General features: G+C 65.7%; 17 protein-coding genes. 2 read left to right on the top strand and 15 right to left on the bottom strand.

All coding sequences use genetic code 11. The features are described 5' to 3' along the window. Positions 1-8: 8 nt before the first annotated feature. From HD883_RS16280 to HD883_RS16255, 6 genes are all read right to left on the bottom strand, one after another. Positions 9-692: a GntR family transcriptional regulator gene (locus HD883_RS16280; protein ID WP_179583605.1), complete on the bottom strand. Its 684-nt coding sequence runs from the start codon at positions 690-692 to the stop codon at positions 9-11. Further along, positions 679-1542 (bottom strand): alpha/beta fold hydrolase, encoded by an 864-nt coding sequence (locus tag HD883_RS16275; protein ID WP_179583607.1) that lies wholly within the window; start codon positions 1540-1542, stop codon positions 679-681. Before HD883_RS16275 ends, HD883_RS16280 begins: the two co-directional genes overlap by 14 nt. Beyond that, complete coding sequence (locus HD883_RS16270) at positions 1535-2122, bottom strand: amino acid synthesis family protein (RefSeq protein ID WP_179583609.1); 588 nt, start codon at positions 2120-2122, stop codon at positions 1535-1537. The genes HD883_RS16275 and HD883_RS16270 overlap by 8 nt, the downstream gene beginning before the upstream one ends. Positions 2123-2182: 60 nt before the next feature. After that, entirely contained in the window at positions 2183-3181 is a 999-nt protein-coding gene (locus HD883_RS16265; RefSeq protein ID WP_257022247.1) for a Bug family tripartite tricarboxylate transporter substrate binding protein, read from the bottom strand. A 201-nt stretch (positions 3182-3382) separates the two neighbouring features. Next, the gene (locus HD883_RS16260) at positions 3383-4474 is read right to left on the bottom strand and encodes a 4-oxalomesaconate tautomerase (RefSeq protein ID WP_179583611.1); all 1092 of its coding nucleotides are present in this window, start codon (positions 4472-4474) and stop codon (positions 3383-3385) included. A 102-nt stretch (positions 4475-4576) separates the two neighbouring features. Then, positions 4577-5575 carry a Bug family tripartite tricarboxylate transporter substrate binding protein gene (locus HD883_RS16255; protein WP_257022240.1) on the bottom strand — a complete coding sequence of 333 codons (999 nt, stop codon included), beginning with the start codon at positions 5573-5575 and terminating at the stop codon, positions 4577-4579. A gap of 214 nt (positions 5576-5789) precedes the next feature. Here HD883_RS16255 and prpR point away from each other — a divergent pair, with 214 nt between their 5' ends. After that, positions 5790-7718 (top strand): propionate catabolism operon regulatory protein PrpR, encoded by a 1929-nt coding sequence (prpR, locus tag HD883_RS16250; RefSeq protein ID WP_179583613.1) that lies wholly within the window; start codon positions 5790-5792, stop codon positions 7716-7718. A gap of 8 nt (positions 7719-7726) precedes the next feature. Here prpR and HD883_RS16245 read toward each other — a convergent pair whose 3' ends face one another. Further along, entirely contained in the window at positions 7727-8644 is a 918-nt protein-coding gene (locus HD883_RS16245; RefSeq protein WP_179583615.1) for a LysR family transcriptional regulator, read from the bottom strand. Positions 8645-8836: 192 nt separating this feature from the next. On the opposite strand from HD883_RS16245, the gene HD883_RS16240 reads away from it, so the two are divergent. Next, positions 8837-9853: a Bug family tripartite tricarboxylate transporter substrate binding protein gene (locus HD883_RS16240; protein ID WP_179583617.1), complete on the top strand. Its 1017-nt coding sequence runs from the start codon at positions 8837-8839 to the stop codon at positions 9851-9853. 64 nt (positions 9854-9917) lie between these two features. Here the strand turns inward: HD883_RS16240 and HD883_RS16235 are convergent, their stop codons facing one another. From HD883_RS16235 to HD883_RS16200, 8 genes are all read right to left on the bottom strand, one after another. After that, positions 9918-10751 carry an NADPH-dependent oxidoreductase gene (locus HD883_RS16235; RefSeq protein WP_218863120.1) on the bottom strand — a complete coding sequence of 278 codons (834 nt, stop codon included), beginning with the start codon at positions 10749-10751 and terminating at the stop codon, positions 9918-9920. A 10-nt stretch (positions 10752-10761) separates the two neighbouring features. Continuing rightward, positions 10762-11130 (bottom strand): Bug family tripartite tricarboxylate transporter substrate binding protein, encoded by a 369-nt coding sequence (locus tag HD883_RS16230; protein WP_179583619.1) that lies wholly within the window; start codon positions 11128-11130, stop codon positions 10762-10764. A 36-nt stretch (positions 11131-11166) separates the two neighbouring features. Next, on the bottom strand, positions 11167-11604 hold the full coding sequence (locus HD883_RS16225) for a nuclear transport factor 2 family protein (protein WP_179583621.1): 438 nt from the start codon (positions 11602-11604) through the stop codon (positions 11167-11169). Positions 11605-11607: 3 nt separating this feature from the next. Beyond that, positions 11608-12396: a fumarylacetoacetate hydrolase family protein gene (locus HD883_RS16220; RefSeq protein ID WP_179583623.1), complete on the bottom strand. Its 789-nt coding sequence runs from the start codon at positions 12394-12396 to the stop codon at positions 11608-11610. Next, the gene (locus HD883_RS16215; RefSeq protein ID WP_179583625.1) at positions 12384-13595 is read right to left on the bottom strand and encodes an alpha-hydroxy acid oxidase; all 1212 of its coding nucleotides are present in this window, start codon (positions 13593-13595) and stop codon (positions 12384-12386) included. Before HD883_RS16215 ends, HD883_RS16220 begins: the two co-directional genes overlap by 13 nt. 8 nt (positions 13596-13603) lie before the next feature. Next, positions 13604-14539, bottom strand: a complete 936-nt coding sequence (locus HD883_RS16210; protein WP_179583627.1) for a TauD/TfdA dioxygenase family protein — start codon at positions 14537-14539, stop codon at positions 13604-13606. A 115-nt stretch (positions 14540-14654) separates the two neighbouring features. Next, positions 14655-16850, bottom strand: a complete 2196-nt coding sequence (locus tag HD883_RS16205; RefSeq protein WP_179583629.1) for a putative bifunctional diguanylate cyclase/phosphodiesterase — start codon at positions 16848-16850, stop codon at positions 14655-14657. 332 nt (positions 16851-17182) lie between these two features. Further along, on the bottom strand, positions 17183-17608 hold the full coding sequence (locus tag HD883_RS16200; RefSeq protein ID WP_179583631.1) for a hypothetical protein: 426 nt from the start codon (positions 17606-17608) through the stop codon (positions 17183-17185). Between the last annotated feature and the right edge of the window lie 8 nt (positions 17609-17616).

Raw genomic sequence — 17616 nt, 5'->3', positions numbered from 1 at the left:
CTGCAACGTTAACCCAACTCGGCCAGCCGTTTGGCGGCAATGGCCGCCACATGGCGCACGTGGGCCTGCGAAGCGTCTTGCGCGGCGTCCGGATCGCGGTCTTTCAGGGCCTTGACCAGCCTGGCCATTTCGGCCGCGGCGTCGGCCCGCCGGCCGGTGGACGAGATGGTCACGGCACGCAGGCGGTTGATGCGGGCGTTCAGCGACTGCACCACGCCCCAGGCCACCGTCATGCCGCTGCCGGCGAACATGGCTTCGTAGAAGTCGGCGGTGCGCGCCATGACTTCGGCAAAGTCGTTGCGGCCGAACGCGGCATGGATGCGGTCATTGAGCTCGCTCAATCTTGCAATCATGTCGTCGCTGGCCTTCTCGGCACACAGCCGCGCCGCATGGCCTTCAAGCAGGGCGCGGATCTCATAGATCTGCGCGGCCTGCCCGCTGTCGAGCCGCGCAACCACCGGACCCTGATAGGGAATCGACTCGACCAGGCCTTCGGTCTCCAGGTGCCGCAGCACTTCCCGGACGATCGACCGGCTCACGTCCAGTTGCGCGCACAGCGTGCGCTCGACCAGACGTTCGCCGGGCTTGAAGTGATCGTTGAGAATGGCGTCGCGCATTTTCTCCAGCGACAGCTCACGCAAGGTCTTGGCGCTGCGGTCGACCTTGAGCGAAGCGGCGTTAGGGACTGACATCGTGGTGGACTTCCTGATTCTTCGATTCGATATCGAAGTATTCCACGTCTCGCGGCATGGCCAGGAAGGTCCGGAGCGACGCGTTCACTTCGTCCGGATGGGTCAGGTTCATCATGTGGCGCGCATCCGGCAGGATCTTGACCACCGCATTGGGCGCGAGGTCGCCCATCGCGCGTGACATGGCCGGGCTGGAATTGGCATCGAATTCGCCGGTCAGGAACAGCGCCGGCATGGCCAGCGTGGGCAAGCGGCTGGCGTGCACGGCGTCGCTGCTGGCGAACAGGCGGTAGGTGCGCGCGTAGCCCGTGGGGCTGACGCGGGTCAGCAGGCCCGCTACCAGGTCGGCGGCATCACGCAAGCGCGCAGGCACCGGCGTGCCGAACCACCGGTCGATGGTCGGGCCGATGGTGGCCGCAAAGCCGCTTTGTTTCAGGGCCTCGGCACGCGCTTGCACCGCCGCGCGTTGCTCGGGCGTGCGCTCGAACACCGCGTTCAATGCCGCCACCCGCAAGGTGCGCTTGGGCTGCGTCAACGCAAATTCCAGCGCGATCAATGCGCCCATCGAATGCCCCACGATGTTCGCGGCCTTGATGCCCAGATGGTCCATCAGGTCCGCCAGTTGCGCGGCATAGTCAGCCAGCGTCGCCCCTTCGGCTGGCAAGGTGCTGTCGCCGTGGCCCAGCATGTCGTAGACGATGACGTCGTGATCGCGAGACAGGGCATCGACCTGCGGCTGCCACACCGACTGCGCCATGCCCACGCCGTGGATCAGGATCACGGGTTCGCCGTGACCGGTGCGGCGCCAGGCAGTCTGCGGCAGGGCGCCCGTGACAGGAAGGCGCTCAGGCATGGTTGCTGCCCAGATCGGCCAGGTCCTGGTAGCGGTCGCCAATGCGGTGATGGGGCCGGCCACCGATCGATGCACCCAGCGCCACCACGATCTCGTCCGGACCCGGCGCATCGTTGATCGCGAACTGCAGCGTCAGGTAGTGTGACCGCATGCCTTCATCGTGCTTGTGCATCATCGGGATCGAGATGGCGCAGTTCGGACCGCCGCGCACATTGGTAAAGCTCAGATAGCTTTTGGCGCCCACGGCCTTGCGATAGAAGTTGCCGAAGCGCAGCGTGTGGATCAGCGCCGATGCATGCTCGATCTCGCCATTGCTGCCCACGACCGCGGCCTTGCCATACGCTTCAATGGCATCGCCGCCGCCGGTCAGGCCCAGCAGCGTGTTGGTGATCTGCTCCCCCAGCACCGGGGCAACCGCGTGGATCTGCGGCTTCAGGTCATCGACGAAGCCCTGGCCGGCCCAAGGGTTTTTCAGCACGGCGGCGACGGCAAACAGGCGCAGCGGGGTCGCGGCGTCCTTGCCGCCTTCGATAAAGGTGTCTTCGGTATAGGTAACGATCTTGCGAATTCCGTGGCTCATGGCGTTCCAGTCAGGCAAAAGAAATGGGGCGGTGCGGGAAAGAGGCGGTGGCGCGCGGCGTCATTCCGCAGTGATGTTGGCGGCCTTCACGACCGCGCGGTATTTCTCGACCTCGGCCGCCATGAAGGTGCGCAGTTCGTCGGCCGACGCGCCCGATGCCGTGATGCCCTGATCCGCCAGGTTCTTGCGAATGGCCGGATCACGCAGCACGTCCTGCGACGCCGCCTGCACCTTCTGCACGATGTCGCCAGGCGTCTTGACCGGCACGAACAGGCCGAACCACACGCCCAGGTCGAAGCCTTCCAGCCCCGGCTGCTGACCCATCGCCGGGATGCCCGGCGCAAGGTCCGATGGCTTGGCGCTGGTCACGGCCAGTGCCTTCAACTTGCCCGACTTGATGTAGACCTGCGCTGCGCTCAGCGTGGACACGCCCAGGTCGATCTGGCCGCCCAGCAGGTCCACCAAGGCGGGAGCCGCGCCGCGATAGGGCACATGCGTCATGTCGATCTTGGCGCGCATCTTGAGCAGTTCGCCCGCCACATGCATGGGCGTGCCGTTGCCGGCGGATGCATAGCTCAGCTTGCCCGGCTCGGCGCGGGCCAGTTGCAGCAGTTCCGGCACCGTCTTGGCCGCCAGGCTTGGCTTGCCCAACAGCACCATCGGACCCGTGCCGATGAACACGGCCGGCGCCAGATCCTTCATGCCGTCATAGCCCACCGACGGGTTGATCAGCTTGTTGATCAGGATCTCGGACCCCGACCCCAGCAGGATCGTGTAGCCATCGGCCGACGCCCGCACCGCGCGCTGCGTGCCCAGCATGCCGCCCGCACCGGCAACGTTTTCCACCACAATGGTCTGGCCCAGCTTCGCGCTTAATGCCGGCGCGATGTTGCGCGCAATGATGTCCGAGCTGCCGCCCGGCGCGAACGGCACGACCAGCGTGATGGGCTTGTCGGGATAGGCGGCGTGGGCCATCAACGGGGCGGTGGCGAACAGGGCGGCCGTGGCGATCAAAGCGAGGCGGCGGGCGGGGCGCGCGGGAAGGGCGGAATGGGTCATGGTGTCCTTCTGTAGGGGAGTGTCATGAAGCGCCAGCGGGGCCGGCGGACCTAGGGCGAACGCGGTCTCTGCGCGTGCGTCATCGGAGTCAAGGTGATCGGTTGGTATGATGGTATACCAACATACCAAAAATAGTCGAGGCGGAATTCAAGCTTTTCCGCGGCGGCGTTCAACACGCCGCCGCCGCGGCCATGCCTTGTGTCAGGCCTCAGCCATCACATGTTCGGGAATCAGGACATTGCCTTCGAACAGCCGGCGCGCGGTGCGGATCAGCGCCGCCCGATGGATGACGGGGTGATCGCCGCCCAACTCGACATTCAGGTCGATGGCAATGCTGCCCGACGGATGTTCGATCTCGACCACGCCTTGCGGCGACGTATCCGGCAATCCGGACAGGCGCTGCGCAATCGTTCCGGGCGTGGCGCACGCGGCCGCCACGCAGACGGCACCCGTGACCGCATGCGCCTTGTGGCAGGCGTAGGGCACGAAGTAGCGGGACGAAATGGTGCCCCCCTTGGCAGGCCGCGCCATCAGCCCGATCTTGGGCACCACCGACTTCGACACGTCGCCCAACCCCATCAGTTCACCCGCCTGGCGACGGATCGCTTCCATGCGGGCCAGCAGCGCCACGTCGGCATCCAGTTCGTTGGCGCCTTCGTGACCAGTTTTGCCCACCTGTTCGGCCGGGATCAGCACCATGGGCATGGCGACGTCCACGCAGCTGACTTCCACGCCGTCGATCACATCGATCGGGCGGCCCGTCGGCAGCAGCTTGCCGGTGACGGAACCGATGGCGCTGCGAAAGTTCAGGCGAACCGGTGCGGCTGTTCCCGGCACGCCATCGATCGCGGTCGTGCCGGCGTAGGTGACGACGCCGTTCGGCGTTTCGACGATGGCATCGACCTCGGCCCGGGTGTTCACATTGAAGATGCGGACCGTGGTCTCGCCCGCTTGTGCAGGCACGAGGCCCTGCTCGATGGCAAACGGGCCCACCGCGCCGAGCATGTTGCCGCAGTTGGGTTTGGTGTCGACATAGCGTTCGTTGACCAGCACCTGCGCAAACAGATAGTCGACATCGATGCCAGGCCGGGTGGACCGGCTGATGATCGCGACCTTGCTGGTGAACGGCGTGGCGCCGCCGATACCGTCGACCTGGTATTCGTGCGGCGAACCCATTGCGGCAATCAGGATCTCGTCGCGCAAGGCAATGTCGTCGGGCAGGTCCCTGGCAAGGAAGAAGGGACCGCTGGAAGTGCCGCCGCGCATCATCACGCAGGGAATCTTGGTTTGCATCGTGTGTCCTTCGGCGGGAAAGCCGCCGGGTGTTTCGTGGAAATCAGTCGTCCGGGGGACAAGGAAGGCGCACGGGCCGGGTGGCGCTGCGCCAGGGCGCGGTCAGTCCACCTGGATGCGCGCGTCGGCCACGACACGCCGCCACAGGGCGACTTCTTTATTGATCTGGTCCATGAAGGCAGCAGGCGTGCCGGGCGAGGTCTCTTCGCCGGTCGTCTTCAAGTGGTCCTGGACTTCCTTGCTGCCCAGCGCCGTATTGATGGACTGGTTCAACTGCTTTTGAATCGCCGGGTCCAGGCCTTTGGGCGCGATGATGCCGTACCACACCGTCACGTCGTAGTCGGGCAGGCCGGACTCCATGACCGTTGGAATCTGCGGTTCGGCCGCGCTGCGTTTGGGTGTCGTCACGGCCAGCACGTTCAATCGCTGGTTCTTCATGTAAGGCGACGCCGCGCCGGGCGTGCTGAAGAACACATCGGTCAGGCCGGCCACCGTGTCGGTCAATGCGGGCGACGTTCCCTTGTAGGGCACGTGGGTCATGTCGATGCCGGCGCTCTTCAGGAAGAGTTCGGTCGCCAGGTGCGAGATGCCGCCCTGTCCGGACGACGCAAAGGTCAGCCCTCCGGATTTGGTTTTGGCCAGCGCAATCAGTTCAGGCACGGTGCGGGCCGGCAGCTTGGGATTCACTGCAATCAGCAGGGGCGCACGGGCAATCATGCCAACCGGGGTAATGTCCTTGAGCGGATCGAACTTGATCGGGTAAAGGCTGGGGTTGGCGGCATAACTGTTAGAGATCAGCGTCAGCGTATAGCCGTCGGGTTCCGCGCGGATACCTTGTTCGACCCCCAGCCGTCCACCGGCCCCCGCACGGTTGTCGATCACAACCGGTTGGCCAAGCGATTCCGACAGCTGCCGTCCAAGCAGCCGGGCAATCGCATCATTGCCGCCGCCGGGCGCGAACGGCACGATCAGCTTGATGGGCTTGGCGGGATAGGCTTGCGCGGTCGCGGGGTGGTGCCAGGCCAGCGCCGTCAGTCCCAGGAACAAACCGAGCGCCATGCCCAAACCCAGGACGTGCCTGCGGCCAGTGTGAAAAGTCATTGTTGCGATCTCCAGTCAATCGGCGCCTGTGTCAGGTCTGCAAGAGGTCAGCTCTATGAGAGCCGGTGGCCATCGCACGCGGCATGCAATGGCCGTGCCATGAGGCGTGGAGCCCTGCCGTGGCGCCGTTGCCGGGTGCGGCTGCCAGCGCGGCCACCGGACGCCATGCCCTGTGTTTCAATATTGGAACGTACATGAAACATCAGGAACCGACATGGCCCAGCCCTTTTCCGACGCGCAGCGCCCGGTCATCATGGCGGCCAGCGCGCACCGGCTGACCGATATCTTCCACACGGTGTCATCGGAATTCGCGGACCGCGCGCGCATCGACGTCGTGGACAAGGGGTATGACGACGCGGTGTCGGCGATTGCTCGCGGCACCGCGCACGGGCCCTGCGATGTCGTCGTCGCGGCGGGTGCGCATGGCGCGTATCTGCGCCGGCACCTGGCCCAGCCGGTGGCGCTGGTCAAGGTGGGCGGCTTCGACCTGATGGCGGCCTTGAGCAAGGCGCGATCGATCTCCGATCGTATTGCGGTGGTCATGCACCTGCGCATCTCGGCTGAGCTGACACGTTTTGCCGGCCTGTTCGATCTGCCCCTGGTGCTGCGGTCGTACGAGACCGCCGACGACGCGCGGCTGTGCCTGGCCGAGCTGACCCGTCTGGGCATCAAGGCGGTGGTAGGCCCGGGGCTGATCGTCAACCTGGCCTACGCCGCCGGGCTGGAAGGGGTGCTGGTGTATTCGCCGGACTCGGTCCGCGCCGCGTTCGACGACGCCATTGCACTGGCCAGCGCCAGGGTGGCCGAACGTTCGCGGCGGGCGCGGCTCGATTCGGTGCTGCAGCATCTGAACGACGGCGTGGTTGCCGTCGATATGTCGGGCCGCATCCTGACCGTGAATCCTGCGGTCGAAAAACTGACGGGTGCGCGGGTCTCGGGCACGCAAGGACAGGCCGTGCACACCGTGTTGCCGGAACTGAAGCTGGGCCAGGTGCTGACGCGTGGCACCAGCGAGATCGGCTCGGTCGAAGACATGGCCGGACGGTCGCTGGTCGTGGACCGGGTGCCGCTGTTCGACGAAGGCGTGCAGACCGGCGCGATCTTTACCCTGCACGGATCGAGCACGCTGGAACGCGCCGCTAGCAAGCTGCGCGCGCACAGCCATCGCAAGTCACGCGCCGCACGCTACCGGCTGGATGACGTCGTGGCCGAGTCGCCCGCCATGCACGACGTCGTCAAGCAATGCGCGGTCTTTGCCGCGCACAGCGACGCGGCGGTGTTGATCAGCGGCGAAAGCGGCACCGGCAAAGAGTTGCTGGCGCAGGGCATTCACAACGCCAGCCGGCGCCGCAGCCATCCCTTCATTGCCATGAACTGCGGCGCGTTTTCCGAAAGCCTGCTGGAAAGCGAACTGTTCGGCTACGAAGAAGGCGCGTTCACGGGCGCGAGCCGTCACGGCAAGATCGGGCTGTTCGAAGCCGCCAACCAGGGCACCCTGTTTCTCGATGAGATCGGTGAGATGCCGCTGGCGCTGCAGACGCGCCTGCTGCGCGCACTGCAGGAAAAGGAAATCACGCGGGTCGGGGGCGTGGATGCGGTCGCGGTGGATGTCCGTATCGTTGCCGCGACGCACCGGGACCTGATCACGATGGTGGCCAACGAAAGCTTTCGGGAAGACCTGTTCTACCGGCTCAACATCCTGCACGTGCCGGTGCCCCCGCTGCGCGAACGTCCGGCCGACATCCACACGCTGGGCACCCGGCTGATCGCCAACGCACTGGGCCGCGCCGATCGTTCGGACCTGACCCAGGACGTGCTGCGGCTGGCCTTGCCGGCCATGAAGAACTACCCGTGGCCCGGCAATGTGCGCGAGCTGGAGAACGTGGCCGAGCGCCTGGCCATGGCCTGCCTGTCAGGGGACCGCGCGCCGACACGCGGCGAGATCAAGGCCATGCTGATCGGCATGGGGCAGATGGCGGGTGCCGGTTCGCCGCCAGGGCAGACCCTGCCGGGCGCCCGCCGGAAGCTCGATACCGAGATGGCGCAGGCGATGTTGCGGGCCTGCGCGGGCAATCATGACGAAGCGGCCAGGCGCCTGGGCATCAGCCGCACGACGCTCTGGCGCAAGCTGCGTCGCACGTAAGGCGGGGCCTAGCCCGGCTTGCTCCACGCCTTTGGCGTCTTGGCCCATTCCTTCAGGAATTCGACAAACAGCTGCACCCGCATCGGCATGTTCTTGCGTGACGAGTGGATCGCATACACGTCCAGGGCCGAAGGCTCGTAGCCGGGCAGCACCACCTTGAGCAGGCCTTGTTCGATCTCTTCCGCGATCATGTAGTAAGGGTGCATGGACACCCCCAGGCCAGCCAGCGCCGCTTCTTTCAACGCATCGCCAAAGTCGGAACGCAGTGATCCGTGGGCGCGCACCGATACCGGGCCGTCAGGACCCGTGAAGTTCCAGATGCCGGTTGGCGACTTGTTCCAGTTCACCAGGCAGTTGTGATCGATCAGGTCTTGCGGCGTGCGGATGCGGCCATGGCGTTTCAGGTAGGCGGGGGATGCCACCAGCGCCTGTGGCGCGCCGGCCAGCGGGATCGCCACATAGCTGGCGTCTTTGAGCACCGGCACGATGATGATGCCGACATCGAGTCCCTGTTCGACAAAGGTTTCCTGCTTGCGCACCGTCAGCAGGCTCAAGGCAATCTGGATGTCGGGGTAGCGGGCGTAGAAGTCGCGGATCACCGGCAGCAGCCGCCGTGTGCCGAAAGACGGCGGCACGCCCACGCGCACGATGCCGGACACGTCGCCCGACAGATTGTTGACGGATTCGCGCAGTTCGTCATATTGCTGGAGCAGGGCGCTGCCGTTTTCCACGACTTCCAGGCCGGCGCGGGTCAGGCCCAATTGTTTGGTGGTGCGGTTCAGCAGTTTGGCGCCGAAGGATTTTTCAAGCCAGGCGACCTGCTTGGTACTGGTCGCCCGCGACACGCCAAAGTGCTGCGCGGCGCCCGAAAAGCTGTTGCGTCGCGCCACTTCCAGGAACATGCGCAGGCAGCTCAATTCGTCCACAGTGTCTCCTTGTTGAACCGTATCGGTTTCTTATCTGGAAATTATCAATTTAGCACTGCCGTCTTGATGGGTCAGGCCCCACGCCGAATAATGGCCGCTCGGCATTGTTTCGGCGAAGGGTGCATTCCGTCCGCGAGCCGTCCTTATAACAGCCAGGCTTTCAAGCCGGCGTTTCGACCTCTGGAGACACCCATGGTCCCTTTCCGCTCACGCGTTCGTTGTGGTGCGTCATCCTTGAACATGCTCAAGATTGCTGGCGCTGTCGTTGTGCTGGCGGGCGCGGCCGTGTTCTCGCAGCAGGTTCAGGCTCAGGCGTTTCCGTCGCATCCGATCCGGATGGTCGTCGCGTATGCGCCGGGCGGCGCTACCGATATCGTGGGCCGCATGCTGGCGCAGGAAATGTCGGCCGACCTGGGCCAGACCGTGGTGCTGGAAAACCGCGCGGGGGGCGGCACGCTGGTGGGTACCGACTCGGTGCGCCGCTCGCCTGCCGATGGCTACACACTGCTGTTCGGCACCAACGCCTTCGTGATCACCCCGCTGTTGCATGACAAGCCCACCTACGATCCGGTCAAGGATTTCCAGCCGGTGTCGCTGACCACAGTGCAGTCGCTGGGCATTCTGGTCACGCCCAAGCTCAATCTGCGCACCGTGCAGGACCTGATTGCCTACGCCAAGGCCAACCCGGGCAAGGTCAACTTTGCGTCGTCGGGCAACGGGTCGGCGCAGCATCTGGCGGGTGAAGCTTTCCGGACCGCGGCGAAGATCGAGATGGTGCATGTGCCGTACAAAGGTACCGGCCCCGCCATGACCGACCTGCTGGCGGGGCGCGTCGACGTCATGTTCAGTTCGCTGGTCGGCAATACGGAGCACGTGAACGAAGGCCGTCTGAACCTGGTGGCCACGACGGGCGCCAAGCGCAATCCGGCGACCCCCAATGTGCCGACGGTGGCCGAGAGCGGACTGCCAGGATACGAAGCCGGCACGTGGCAAGCCGTGCTCGCGCCTGCCGGTACGCCTGCCCCGGTGGTGGAACGGTTGAATGCCGCGATCGCCAAGGCGGCGAAGTCGCCGCGCATTGTGGAGACGCTGGCCGCGCAAGGCATGGAGGTTCGCACCTCGTCCCCCGATGCGCTGCGCGACATGCTGAAAAAGGACTCGGGCGAATATCAGGTGCTGCTCAAGCACACCAAGACGACGCTGCAGTAAACGGCCTGCACGAGGCAAAAAAACGGGCGCCCGACAGGCGCCCGTTTTTCGTTCCATCGCGTCATCACTTCAGCGCGAACCCCATCCGGTTGAGGACCTCAACCAATCGGTCGCGGCCCTTCATGGCTTCCGGACCGCGCACGCGTTGCAGCGAATGCTGGTCCCACTCGCCCTTGGGCTTCATGCCCTGGGTCTGGTAGAACTGCGCCATCACGGCGTTATAGCTGTCGGTGGCCGTTTCCAGGGTCGTGGCGTCGTACTGTTCACGAAACAGCACCGCGGCCTGCGGCAGGCGCGGTTTGACCGAGGCGGGGCGCAAGGCGTCGGGGTAGCCGATGCACATGCCGAACACACCGAAGGTGTTGGGCGGCAGGTTCAGTTCGGCGGCAACTTCTTCCGGCCGGTCGCGAATGCCGCCGATGTAGACCACGCCCAGGTCCAGCGATTCGGCGGCGACGGCGGCGTTCTGCGCGGCCAGCGCGGCGTCGATGGTGGCCACCAGGAACATCTCAAGGTGATCCAGGCTGGCATGCGGCATGCCACGCCGCAAGCCCAGGCTGCGCAGCCGGGCCAGGTCGGCGATCCAGACCAGGAACAGCGGACAGTCTTCGACATGTTTCTGGTCGCCGACCAGGTGGGCCAGGCGCAGCTTGCGCGCCGGGTCGGTCACGGCGACCACGCTCCAGGCTTGCAGGTTCGAGGACGATGACGCCGATTGCGCGGCCGCCACCAGCAACTCCAGCGTGCCATCGGGCACCGGCGCATCGGTGTAGGTGCGCACGGAACGATGCCCCAGCAGGGTGGCCAGGGTGTCATTGAGATCATCGGCCCCCGCCGCCGCCGCACCGTAGCGGGCGGCAAGCATCTGGGTCAACGTGGTCTGCGGGACGGAATTCATGGGCGGTTCGCTATTCGGCAAAAGGGTTGGACGTCATTTCTTGATGCGGTCGACAATGCCGGCCAGCTGGCGCCGGTCCTTGACGATGAATTCCTGCAAGGCCTGCGGGGGCAAAGATCGCTTGCCAGGAATCGACCGCGTAATCGGGAATGCCGGCGGCTTCCGACACGGACGGCACATCGGGCGTGGCGGGCGTGCGCGACTGGCCGGTGGTCGCCAACAGGATCATACGCTTAGCCGCGATGTGGTCCTTAAGGCCGAGCAGGCCAGTGACCATCATGTCGACCCGCCCGGCGATCAGGTCCTGGATGGCGGTACCCGCGCCTTTGCAGGGCACGTGCACGATGTCGATGCCCGTTGCGGCCGCGAAGGCGGACAATGCCGCGCTGCCCCGGTATCGGACAAGGAAGCCGCGTCACGCAGCGAAGCGGCGCTCCGATTCTTTTTCAACGAATTGCCACACGCCGCTGTCGCCGCGCACCAGGCGTTCGCGATGAAACGAAATCGACAGCGGGGCCCCCAGGGGCGCGGCGCCAGTCAAGGGCGCGTCCGCATCATGGCGATACACCAGCGTCATGAACTGCGCCTGCGCCCGGCCCGGATCGATGACATCGACCACCAGATTCTGGACCAGGTGCGCGGTGCGACGGCCGGCGGGGCGCCGTGCCAGTGCGGCGCGCACCGCAGCCGGGCCGCGCAGCGCTTCGCCCTGGCGCACCCACACGCCATCGTCGGCCATGGCCGCGCTGACGGTGTCCATGTCCGACGCATCCAGCGCGGCATAGAACCGGTGGATGGCCTGCTGGCAGCCAATCACGGCCTGCAGTTCAGCGAACGTATCGGTCGTGTCCATGCCTTACTCCCCTTGTACGAATCGATTGGTCAAGGTGCCCAATCCGCTGATCGTCACGTCCACCACGTCGCCGGCTTGCAGGTCGGGCGACGATCCATCCGTGCCCATCCAGATCACGTCGCCGGGCCACAGCGTCAGGTACTGGCTCATCGCACATAGAAAGGTCGTCACGCCGAACAGCATGTCGTTGGTCGCAAAAGTCGTGCTGACCTGGCCGTTCACGCTGACCGTGGTGGTCGCGTGCGTCGGGTCGAAATCGGTGTCGATCCACGGCCCCATCGGTTTGAAGGTGTCCGTGTTTTTTGCCCGCCAGAGCGTGCGGTCGGACCGCTGCCACACCCGTTCGCTGACGTCGTTGCCGATGGTGTAGCCCAACACGCAGTCGAGCGCCGTGTCAGGCGTCAGGTGCTTCGCCTGCTTGCCGATGACCACGACCAGCTCGCCTTCGTACTGCATCTTTTGCGCGTCGGGCGGGATCACCACGTCCTCGCCATGCGCGATCAGGGCGTTGTTGGCGCGATAGCCGATGTCGGCCTGCTTCGGCAGATTGGGTTCGACGCCGCGTTTGCGGGCGGCTTCCACTGCGTGCGCAGCGTAGTTCAGGCCGGCGCAATAGAAGGTGCGCGGGATGACCGGGACGTCGATCGTGACGTCGGCGATCGCGTGCCACGTATCCTGCATCGTGTAGCCCGTGAAGGGATCGCCCGACACGCGTTGCACACGGTCGCCGTCGACGATGCCGTAGTGCGCGGGGTTGCCAGTGCCGTCCGTGCGGTATCTCATCCAGCGCATGCGCTGCTCCTTGTCATGAATCGGGATGCCGCGCCGGCGGGCGGCGCGAGCAGGTCGGGACCGATGGCGTCGATGCGCGGCGTGCCGCACAGTTTCATGGCGCGCACCAGTTCGCTGGTCAGGATCTGCAACGCGCGTTCGGCGCCCGCGTCGCCAGCGGCCACGGCGCCCCACAAGGTCGCGCGTCCCACCAGTACGGCCTGCGCGCCCAGCGCGCGCGCCTTGACGATATCCACGCCGCGCCGCACGCCACCGTCGATCAGCACGGGCACGCGTCCGGCCACGGCGGCGGCCACTTCGGGCAAGGCGTCGAGCGTGGCGCTGGCTCCATCCAGTTGCCGGCCGCCATGGTTGGACACGATGATGGCGTCGCATCCCAAACGAACCAGCCGATCGGCGTCGTCGCCCCGCAGCACGCCTTTCACGATCAGCTTGCGCGGCCACAGGGCGCGGATCTCTGCCAGCCGGTCCCAGTCGAAAGACGGGTCGTAGTTGCGGCCGACCGCTGCCGCCACACCCGCCACGCTGGACACGTCGCGCTGCAGGCCGATCAGGTTTTCATTGACCGGAAAGCCATGCCGCAACACCGCCAGCGCCCAGCCAGGATGCCGCGCCACGTCGCCGATGCTTTTCGGGCCAAGACGGAATGGCGTACGAAAACCGTTGCGCAGATCGCGCTCGCGATTGCCGCCAACAGCCAGGTCGACCGTGATCACCAGCGCTTCGTAATCGGCCACCCGCGCGCGCTCGATCAGCTTGAGCAGGAACTCGCGGTTCTTGAGCACGTAGGCCTGGAACCACAGGCGGCCGGGTGCTTCGCGCGCAATGCGTTCGATGGACGCCGTGGCGCTGGTCGACAAGGTGTAGGGAATGCCGATGCGCGCGGCCGCTTTGGCGATGGCGACGTCGCCGCCCAGGCGGCCATAGCCGACGCCGCCAGTGGGCGCGATGGCCATCGGGAAGCCCGCTGGCGCGCCCAGTATGTCGCAGGCGGTCGAGATGTTGCTGACGTCAACCAATACCTTGGGGCGCAACCGCACGCGTTCGAACGCAAGGCGGTTGTCGTCCAGCGTCGATTCGCTTTCGGCGCCGCCGTCAAAGAAGTCGAATACCAGTCGGGGCAGCCGGCGCCGGGCCATCTGCCGCAGGTCGTCGATGGAACTGGCGCGGGCCAGCCGCGTGTCGATGGAGGGGAACATGGCGGGGCTCAGGCCCGCGTGCCAGCATGCGACTCACCCCGTGCACCGGCCAGCGCCCGCACCGATGGCGGCAAGAAGTCCGGGTCAAAGATGCGGTCCGCCATGACCTGGCATCGCTTGATCAGGCGGTGTTCGTGCGGCAGGTAGTCCGGCCATGCGGTGTGCAGGGTGCCCAGGTGATCCCACATCAACACATCGCCTTCCGTCCACTGATGCGTGTACTGGTACTTTTCCTGCAACTGATGCGCGGTCAGCATGGCAAGCATCGCGTCGCTCTCGGCCTCCGGCAGTTCATTGATCCGGATGGCATAGCCCGGATTGCAGTACAGCACCTTGCGTCCGGTGATCGGATGCGTCAGGAACAGCGGATGAACCGACGGCGGGCGTTTGGCGCGCTGCTCGGGCGTCAGCGGCGGGCGTTCGCTGCCTGGCCGCGATCGCATGTTTTCCCAGAACTTGTTGAAGTCGTGCAGCACCGTGGCGTCGCGCAGCCGTTCGCGCACATCGGCGGGCAGGTCGTCATACGCCGCATGCATGTTGGCAAAGCTGGTGGAACCCAGCGCCTTGCCATCGCGGCGCGGCACCTTGATGGCGTAGAGCACGTTCACGAAGCCGACCGTCGCGTTGTAGGACATGTCGGTATGCCAGTCCTGCCCCGCGTCTGACAGCCCGATCGGCTTGCCGTTTTCGACGATGTTGGACAGGATGCTGACTTCCGGAAAGCCGGGTTCATTGACGGGCGACAGCGTGGTCTGCAGCCCGCCAAAATGCGCCGAGAAGGCCTTGAGCGCCGCCGCATCGATGGCCTGTCCGGGAAAGCGCAGCACCCCGTGCTGGCCCAGTGCGGCAAGAATGCCGGCGAAGGCATCTGCCGGCAACTCGCGTGACAGATCCAGTCCTTCGACAGTGGCGCCGAGAATCCGGCCGGACGGCTCGATGACCATGGTGCGTGCTCCTTGCTTGAACATGCGCCCATGGTAGGCGTCGGCAGGAAGCTTGATAACTACACAGCCGCAAACTTGTTGTTTCGCAAAAGGAAACCGGAACCCGGCCGCGGGCTCATGGCGCGGCAGCCGATAGCACCCCCTCCTGCTCCGTCAGCAGCGCCGTCAGGCTGCTGGCGGGCACGGCGCGCGAGAACAGGAAACCCTGCAGTTCGTCGCAGCCCGCGTCCACCAGCGCGGTCATCTGGTGCGTGTTCTCGACGCCTTCGGCCGTGACGGTGATGCCCATGGCGCGCCCCAAGGCAACCACCGACCCCACGATGGCGGCCGAGTTCGCATCCGAACACAGGTTCTGGGTGAACGACCGGTCGATCTTGATCTTGTCGACCTCGAAGCGGCGCAGGTAGCTCAGGCTGGAATAGCCGGTGCCGAAGTCATCGAGCGCCACCTTGAATCCGGCGCGGCGCAGGCGGGCCAGCGCCTGGTTCGAGACCGGGTCTTCGCCCACCAGGATGCCTTCGGTGACTTCCAGTTCGATCTGCGACGGGTTGCAGTGCTCGGCTTCCACAATGTCGATGGCGCGCAGCGCAAAGTCCGCGGAACGCAGCTGCACGGGCGACAGGTTGACGGCCATGAACAGACGCGGCCATTCCCGCGCGGTGCGGCACGCCTGCCGCAGGATCCACTCGCCCAGCGGTACGATCAATCCCGTTTCTTCGGCGACCGGAATGAACTCGTCGGGCGTGATCACGCCACGCACCGGGTGGGTCCACCGCACCAGGGCTTCCAGTCCGACAACGGCGCCATGCCCGTCGACCTGGGGCTGGTAATGCACGTCCAGGCCGTGGGCGTCCAGCAAAGCGATGCGCAGCTGATCGGCGATCGCCTGCCGCTTCTTGACCGTCTCGTCCATGTCGGGTTCAAAGTACCGGTAGCGGTCGCGGCCTTCGCGTTTGGCGGCATACATCGCGATGTCGGCGCGGCGCATCAGGTCGACGCGATCCTGGCCATCGTCGGGCGCGACCGCGATGCCGATGCTGGTCGACCCGAAGATCTCGCTGCCCAGCAGGTGGAAGGGCTTGCGGATAGCGGCGCCGATGTCGCGGGCCAGTGAGTCCACATCGGTGCGGTCCGTCAAGCCGGGGCGGATCAGCACGAACTCGTCGCCGCCCAGTCGCGCCACGGTATCCCCGGGCCGCGCCAACGCCGAGAGCCGCGCGGCCGCCTGCTTCAGGTAGGCGTCGCCGGCATGGTGGCCCAGGGTGTCATTGATCTGCTTGAAACGATCCAGGTCGAGCAACAGCAGCCCGACCCGTTCTCCCTGATGCGTTGCGGCCAGCGACTCGGCCAGCCGCTGGTCGAACAGGGCGCGATTGGGCAGGCCGGTCAGCACGTCATGAAAGGCGAGGTGTTGCGCCTGGGCTTCGCTGGCCCGCAGTTCGATCACCGACTGCGACAGGCGCACCGCCGATTTCCACAAGCGCCGCGCAAGCATGCCTATCGCGATGACGATGAGCGCAAGCACGGCCAGCATCAGGGGAAGCAGGCTGGCCCGCATGCGCGTGCCGGGCAGGTCCGGGCGCCAGATCAGGTGGCCGACCGGTCCACCCGATGCCTGCCGCAGCGGCATGCTGTGCTCGGCAGCGCTAGTCGTGTCGCCGGTTGAAAACCTGAGATCGCTCAGCATGCTGTTGCGCGCCAGGTCGGCCAGGTAATCGTCGTCGAGCATCCTCAGGTTGACCAGCAGGTGCGTGGTCCGCGCGGAACGTTCCCGTTCCGGCGGGTCGGCATCGCTGATGCGGGCCACCGCGACCGCCGCCGGCCGGGTGCCGATCTTCAGCAGGCTGACAGATTGCTCGCCCGACGCCGCCACCTCGGCAAGCATCGCGCGCAGGTAGGGCCGAAGGTCGTCATAGCGGCGAGGCGGGACCTGAGCGCCGTTGACAGCCGCATACAGGGCGGTGCCCGACTCATTGACGATGAAGACCCGATCGTGGCGGAACATGTCGTGCAGCCATCCGCCGACGTTCTCGTTCAGCCATGCCGCATCCACTGGTGGAGATGCCAGTGCACGCGCGAGCGGCTGCCAGAGGGCGACACTGCGCTGCTGCGCGCCCAGATCCCGCAGGCTGCCGGCAATGGCGACCTGGATGATGGCGCGTTCTTCGTTGATGGAATCGGCGTCGCTATGGCCGGTCGTGGACTGGACGACAAAGGTCAGCGCAGCGGTGATGGATAGCAGCAGGCCCGTCAGCGGGAGCAGCACGTGAAGCAAAAACCGGCGGCGAAAATCCGGTGACACACCGACCATGCGATTCACCGGGCCGCTTCCGAACAGGGCATTACCGGCACACCGCGGACGCGCGCGGTGCAATGACGCCATACGAACACGATCACGACACTCCTCTTTTCTGTCCGCTGCCGACGGCGTCTGCCGGACACGGGCGAGCCCCTCGTCTGGGTGCCCGTCGATGATCGTCGGGCAACGTCCCAGAAAGGTCCCACTCTTGCGAGTAATGCCGCCTTCAGGGCGGCAGAGTGTGGCGTGCGCGCGACCCCGCGCGGTTCATGGTCAGGTCCTGCTCATCCGTAGCGGGGCAGTCGGCGTACAGAAATCGGGTGCGCGTCGGCGCACCCCAGGGACTACTTCAGCCCGAACATCGCCCGGATGTCTTCGCCGGCATTGCTTTCGCCGCTGTCATAGCGATCGCCGGCTGCCGCGCACCGCGCCGCGACCATCAGCGCAAAGGTAATGTGCGCTTCGTTGATGCGCATGCCTTCGCGCAGCAGGCCGGCTTCGCGGGCCCAGCGTTCGACGTCTTCGCGGTCATAGCTCTGCGACGTCGTGTTGGGCGCCAGGTCGATCACTTCGATGTCGACGCTTTCGACACCCGGATCGAAATAGACGGATCCATCGGGGGTTGCCAGCATCCACGGCGGCGCGCCGCAGGCCACCGAACGGAACGGGTTGACGCCAATGACGGTCCCGACATGGCGCACGCCACCGACCGTCGCAATGACATCCTTGTCCACCAGTTGTTTCCAGTCTCCGTATCTTACTTTTGGCATCTCGATTC

It is taken from the genome of Pigmentiphaga litoralis (assembly GCF_013408655.1).
Lineage (GTDB): Bacteria > Pseudomonadota > Gammaproteobacteria > Burkholderiales > Burkholderiaceae_B > Pigmentiphaga > Pigmentiphaga litoralis_A.
This window is presented reverse-complemented; position numbering and strand designations above follow the sequence as displayed.

Bases quoted from the DNA above. Each gene is read 5' to 3' on its own strand.
- HD883_RS16280 (WP_179583605.1), bottom strand. From the start codon at position 692: ATGTCAGTCCCTAACGCCGCTTCGCTCAAGGTCGACCGCAGCGCCAAG.
- HD883_RS16275 (WP_179583607.1), bottom strand. From the start codon at position 1,542: ATGCCTGAGCGCCTTCCTGTCACGGGCGCCCTGCCGCAGACTGCCTGG.
- HD883_RS16270 (WP_179583609.1), bottom strand. From the start codon at position 2,122: ATGAGCCACGGAATTCGCAAGATCGTTACCTATACCGAAGACACCTTT.
- HD883_RS16265 (WP_257022247.1), bottom strand. From the start codon at position 3,181: ATGACCCATTCCGCCCTTCCCGCGCGCCCCGCCCGCCGCCTCGCTTTG.
- HD883_RS16260 (WP_179583611.1), bottom strand. From the start codon at position 4,474: ATGCAAACCAAGATTCCCTGCGTGATGATGCGCGGCGGCACTTCCAGC.
- HD883_RS16255 (WP_257022240.1), bottom strand. From the start codon at position 5,575: ATGACTTTTCACACTGGCCGCAGGCACGTCCTGGGTTTGGGCATGGCG.
- prpR (WP_179583613.1), top strand. From the start codon at position 5,790: ATGGCCCAGCCCTTTTCCGACGCGCAGCGCCCGGTCATCATGGCGGCC.
- HD883_RS16240 (WP_179583617.1), top strand. From the start codon at position 8,837: ATGGTCCCTTTCCGCTCACGCGTTCGTTGTGGTGCGTCATCCTTGAAC.
- HD883_RS16235 (WP_218863120.1), bottom strand. From the start codon at position 10,751: ATGAATTCCGTCCCGCAGACCACGTTGACCCAGATGCTTGCCGCCCGC.
- HD883_RS16225 (WP_179583621.1), bottom strand. From the start codon at position 11,604: ATGGACACGACCGATACGTTCGCTGAACTGCAGGCCGTGATTGGCTGC.
- HD883_RS16220 (WP_179583623.1), bottom strand. From the start codon at position 12,396: ATGCGCTGGATGAGATACCGCACGGACGGCACTGGCAACCCCGCGCAC.
- HD883_RS16215 (WP_179583625.1), bottom strand. From the start codon at position 13,595: ATGTTCCCCTCCATCGACACGCGGCTGGCCCGCGCCAGTTCCATCGAC.
- HD883_RS16210 (WP_179583627.1), bottom strand. From the start codon at position 14,539: ATGGTCATCGAGCCGTCCGGCCGGATTCTCGGCGCCACTGTCGAAGGA.
- HD883_RS16205 (WP_179583629.1), bottom strand. From the start codon at position 16,850: ATGGTCGGTGTGTCACCGGATTTTCGCCGCCGGTTTTTGCTTCACGTG.
- HD883_RS16200 (WP_179583631.1), bottom strand. From the start codon at position 17,608: ATGCCAAAAGTAAGATACGGAGACTGGAAACAACTGGTGGACAAGGAT.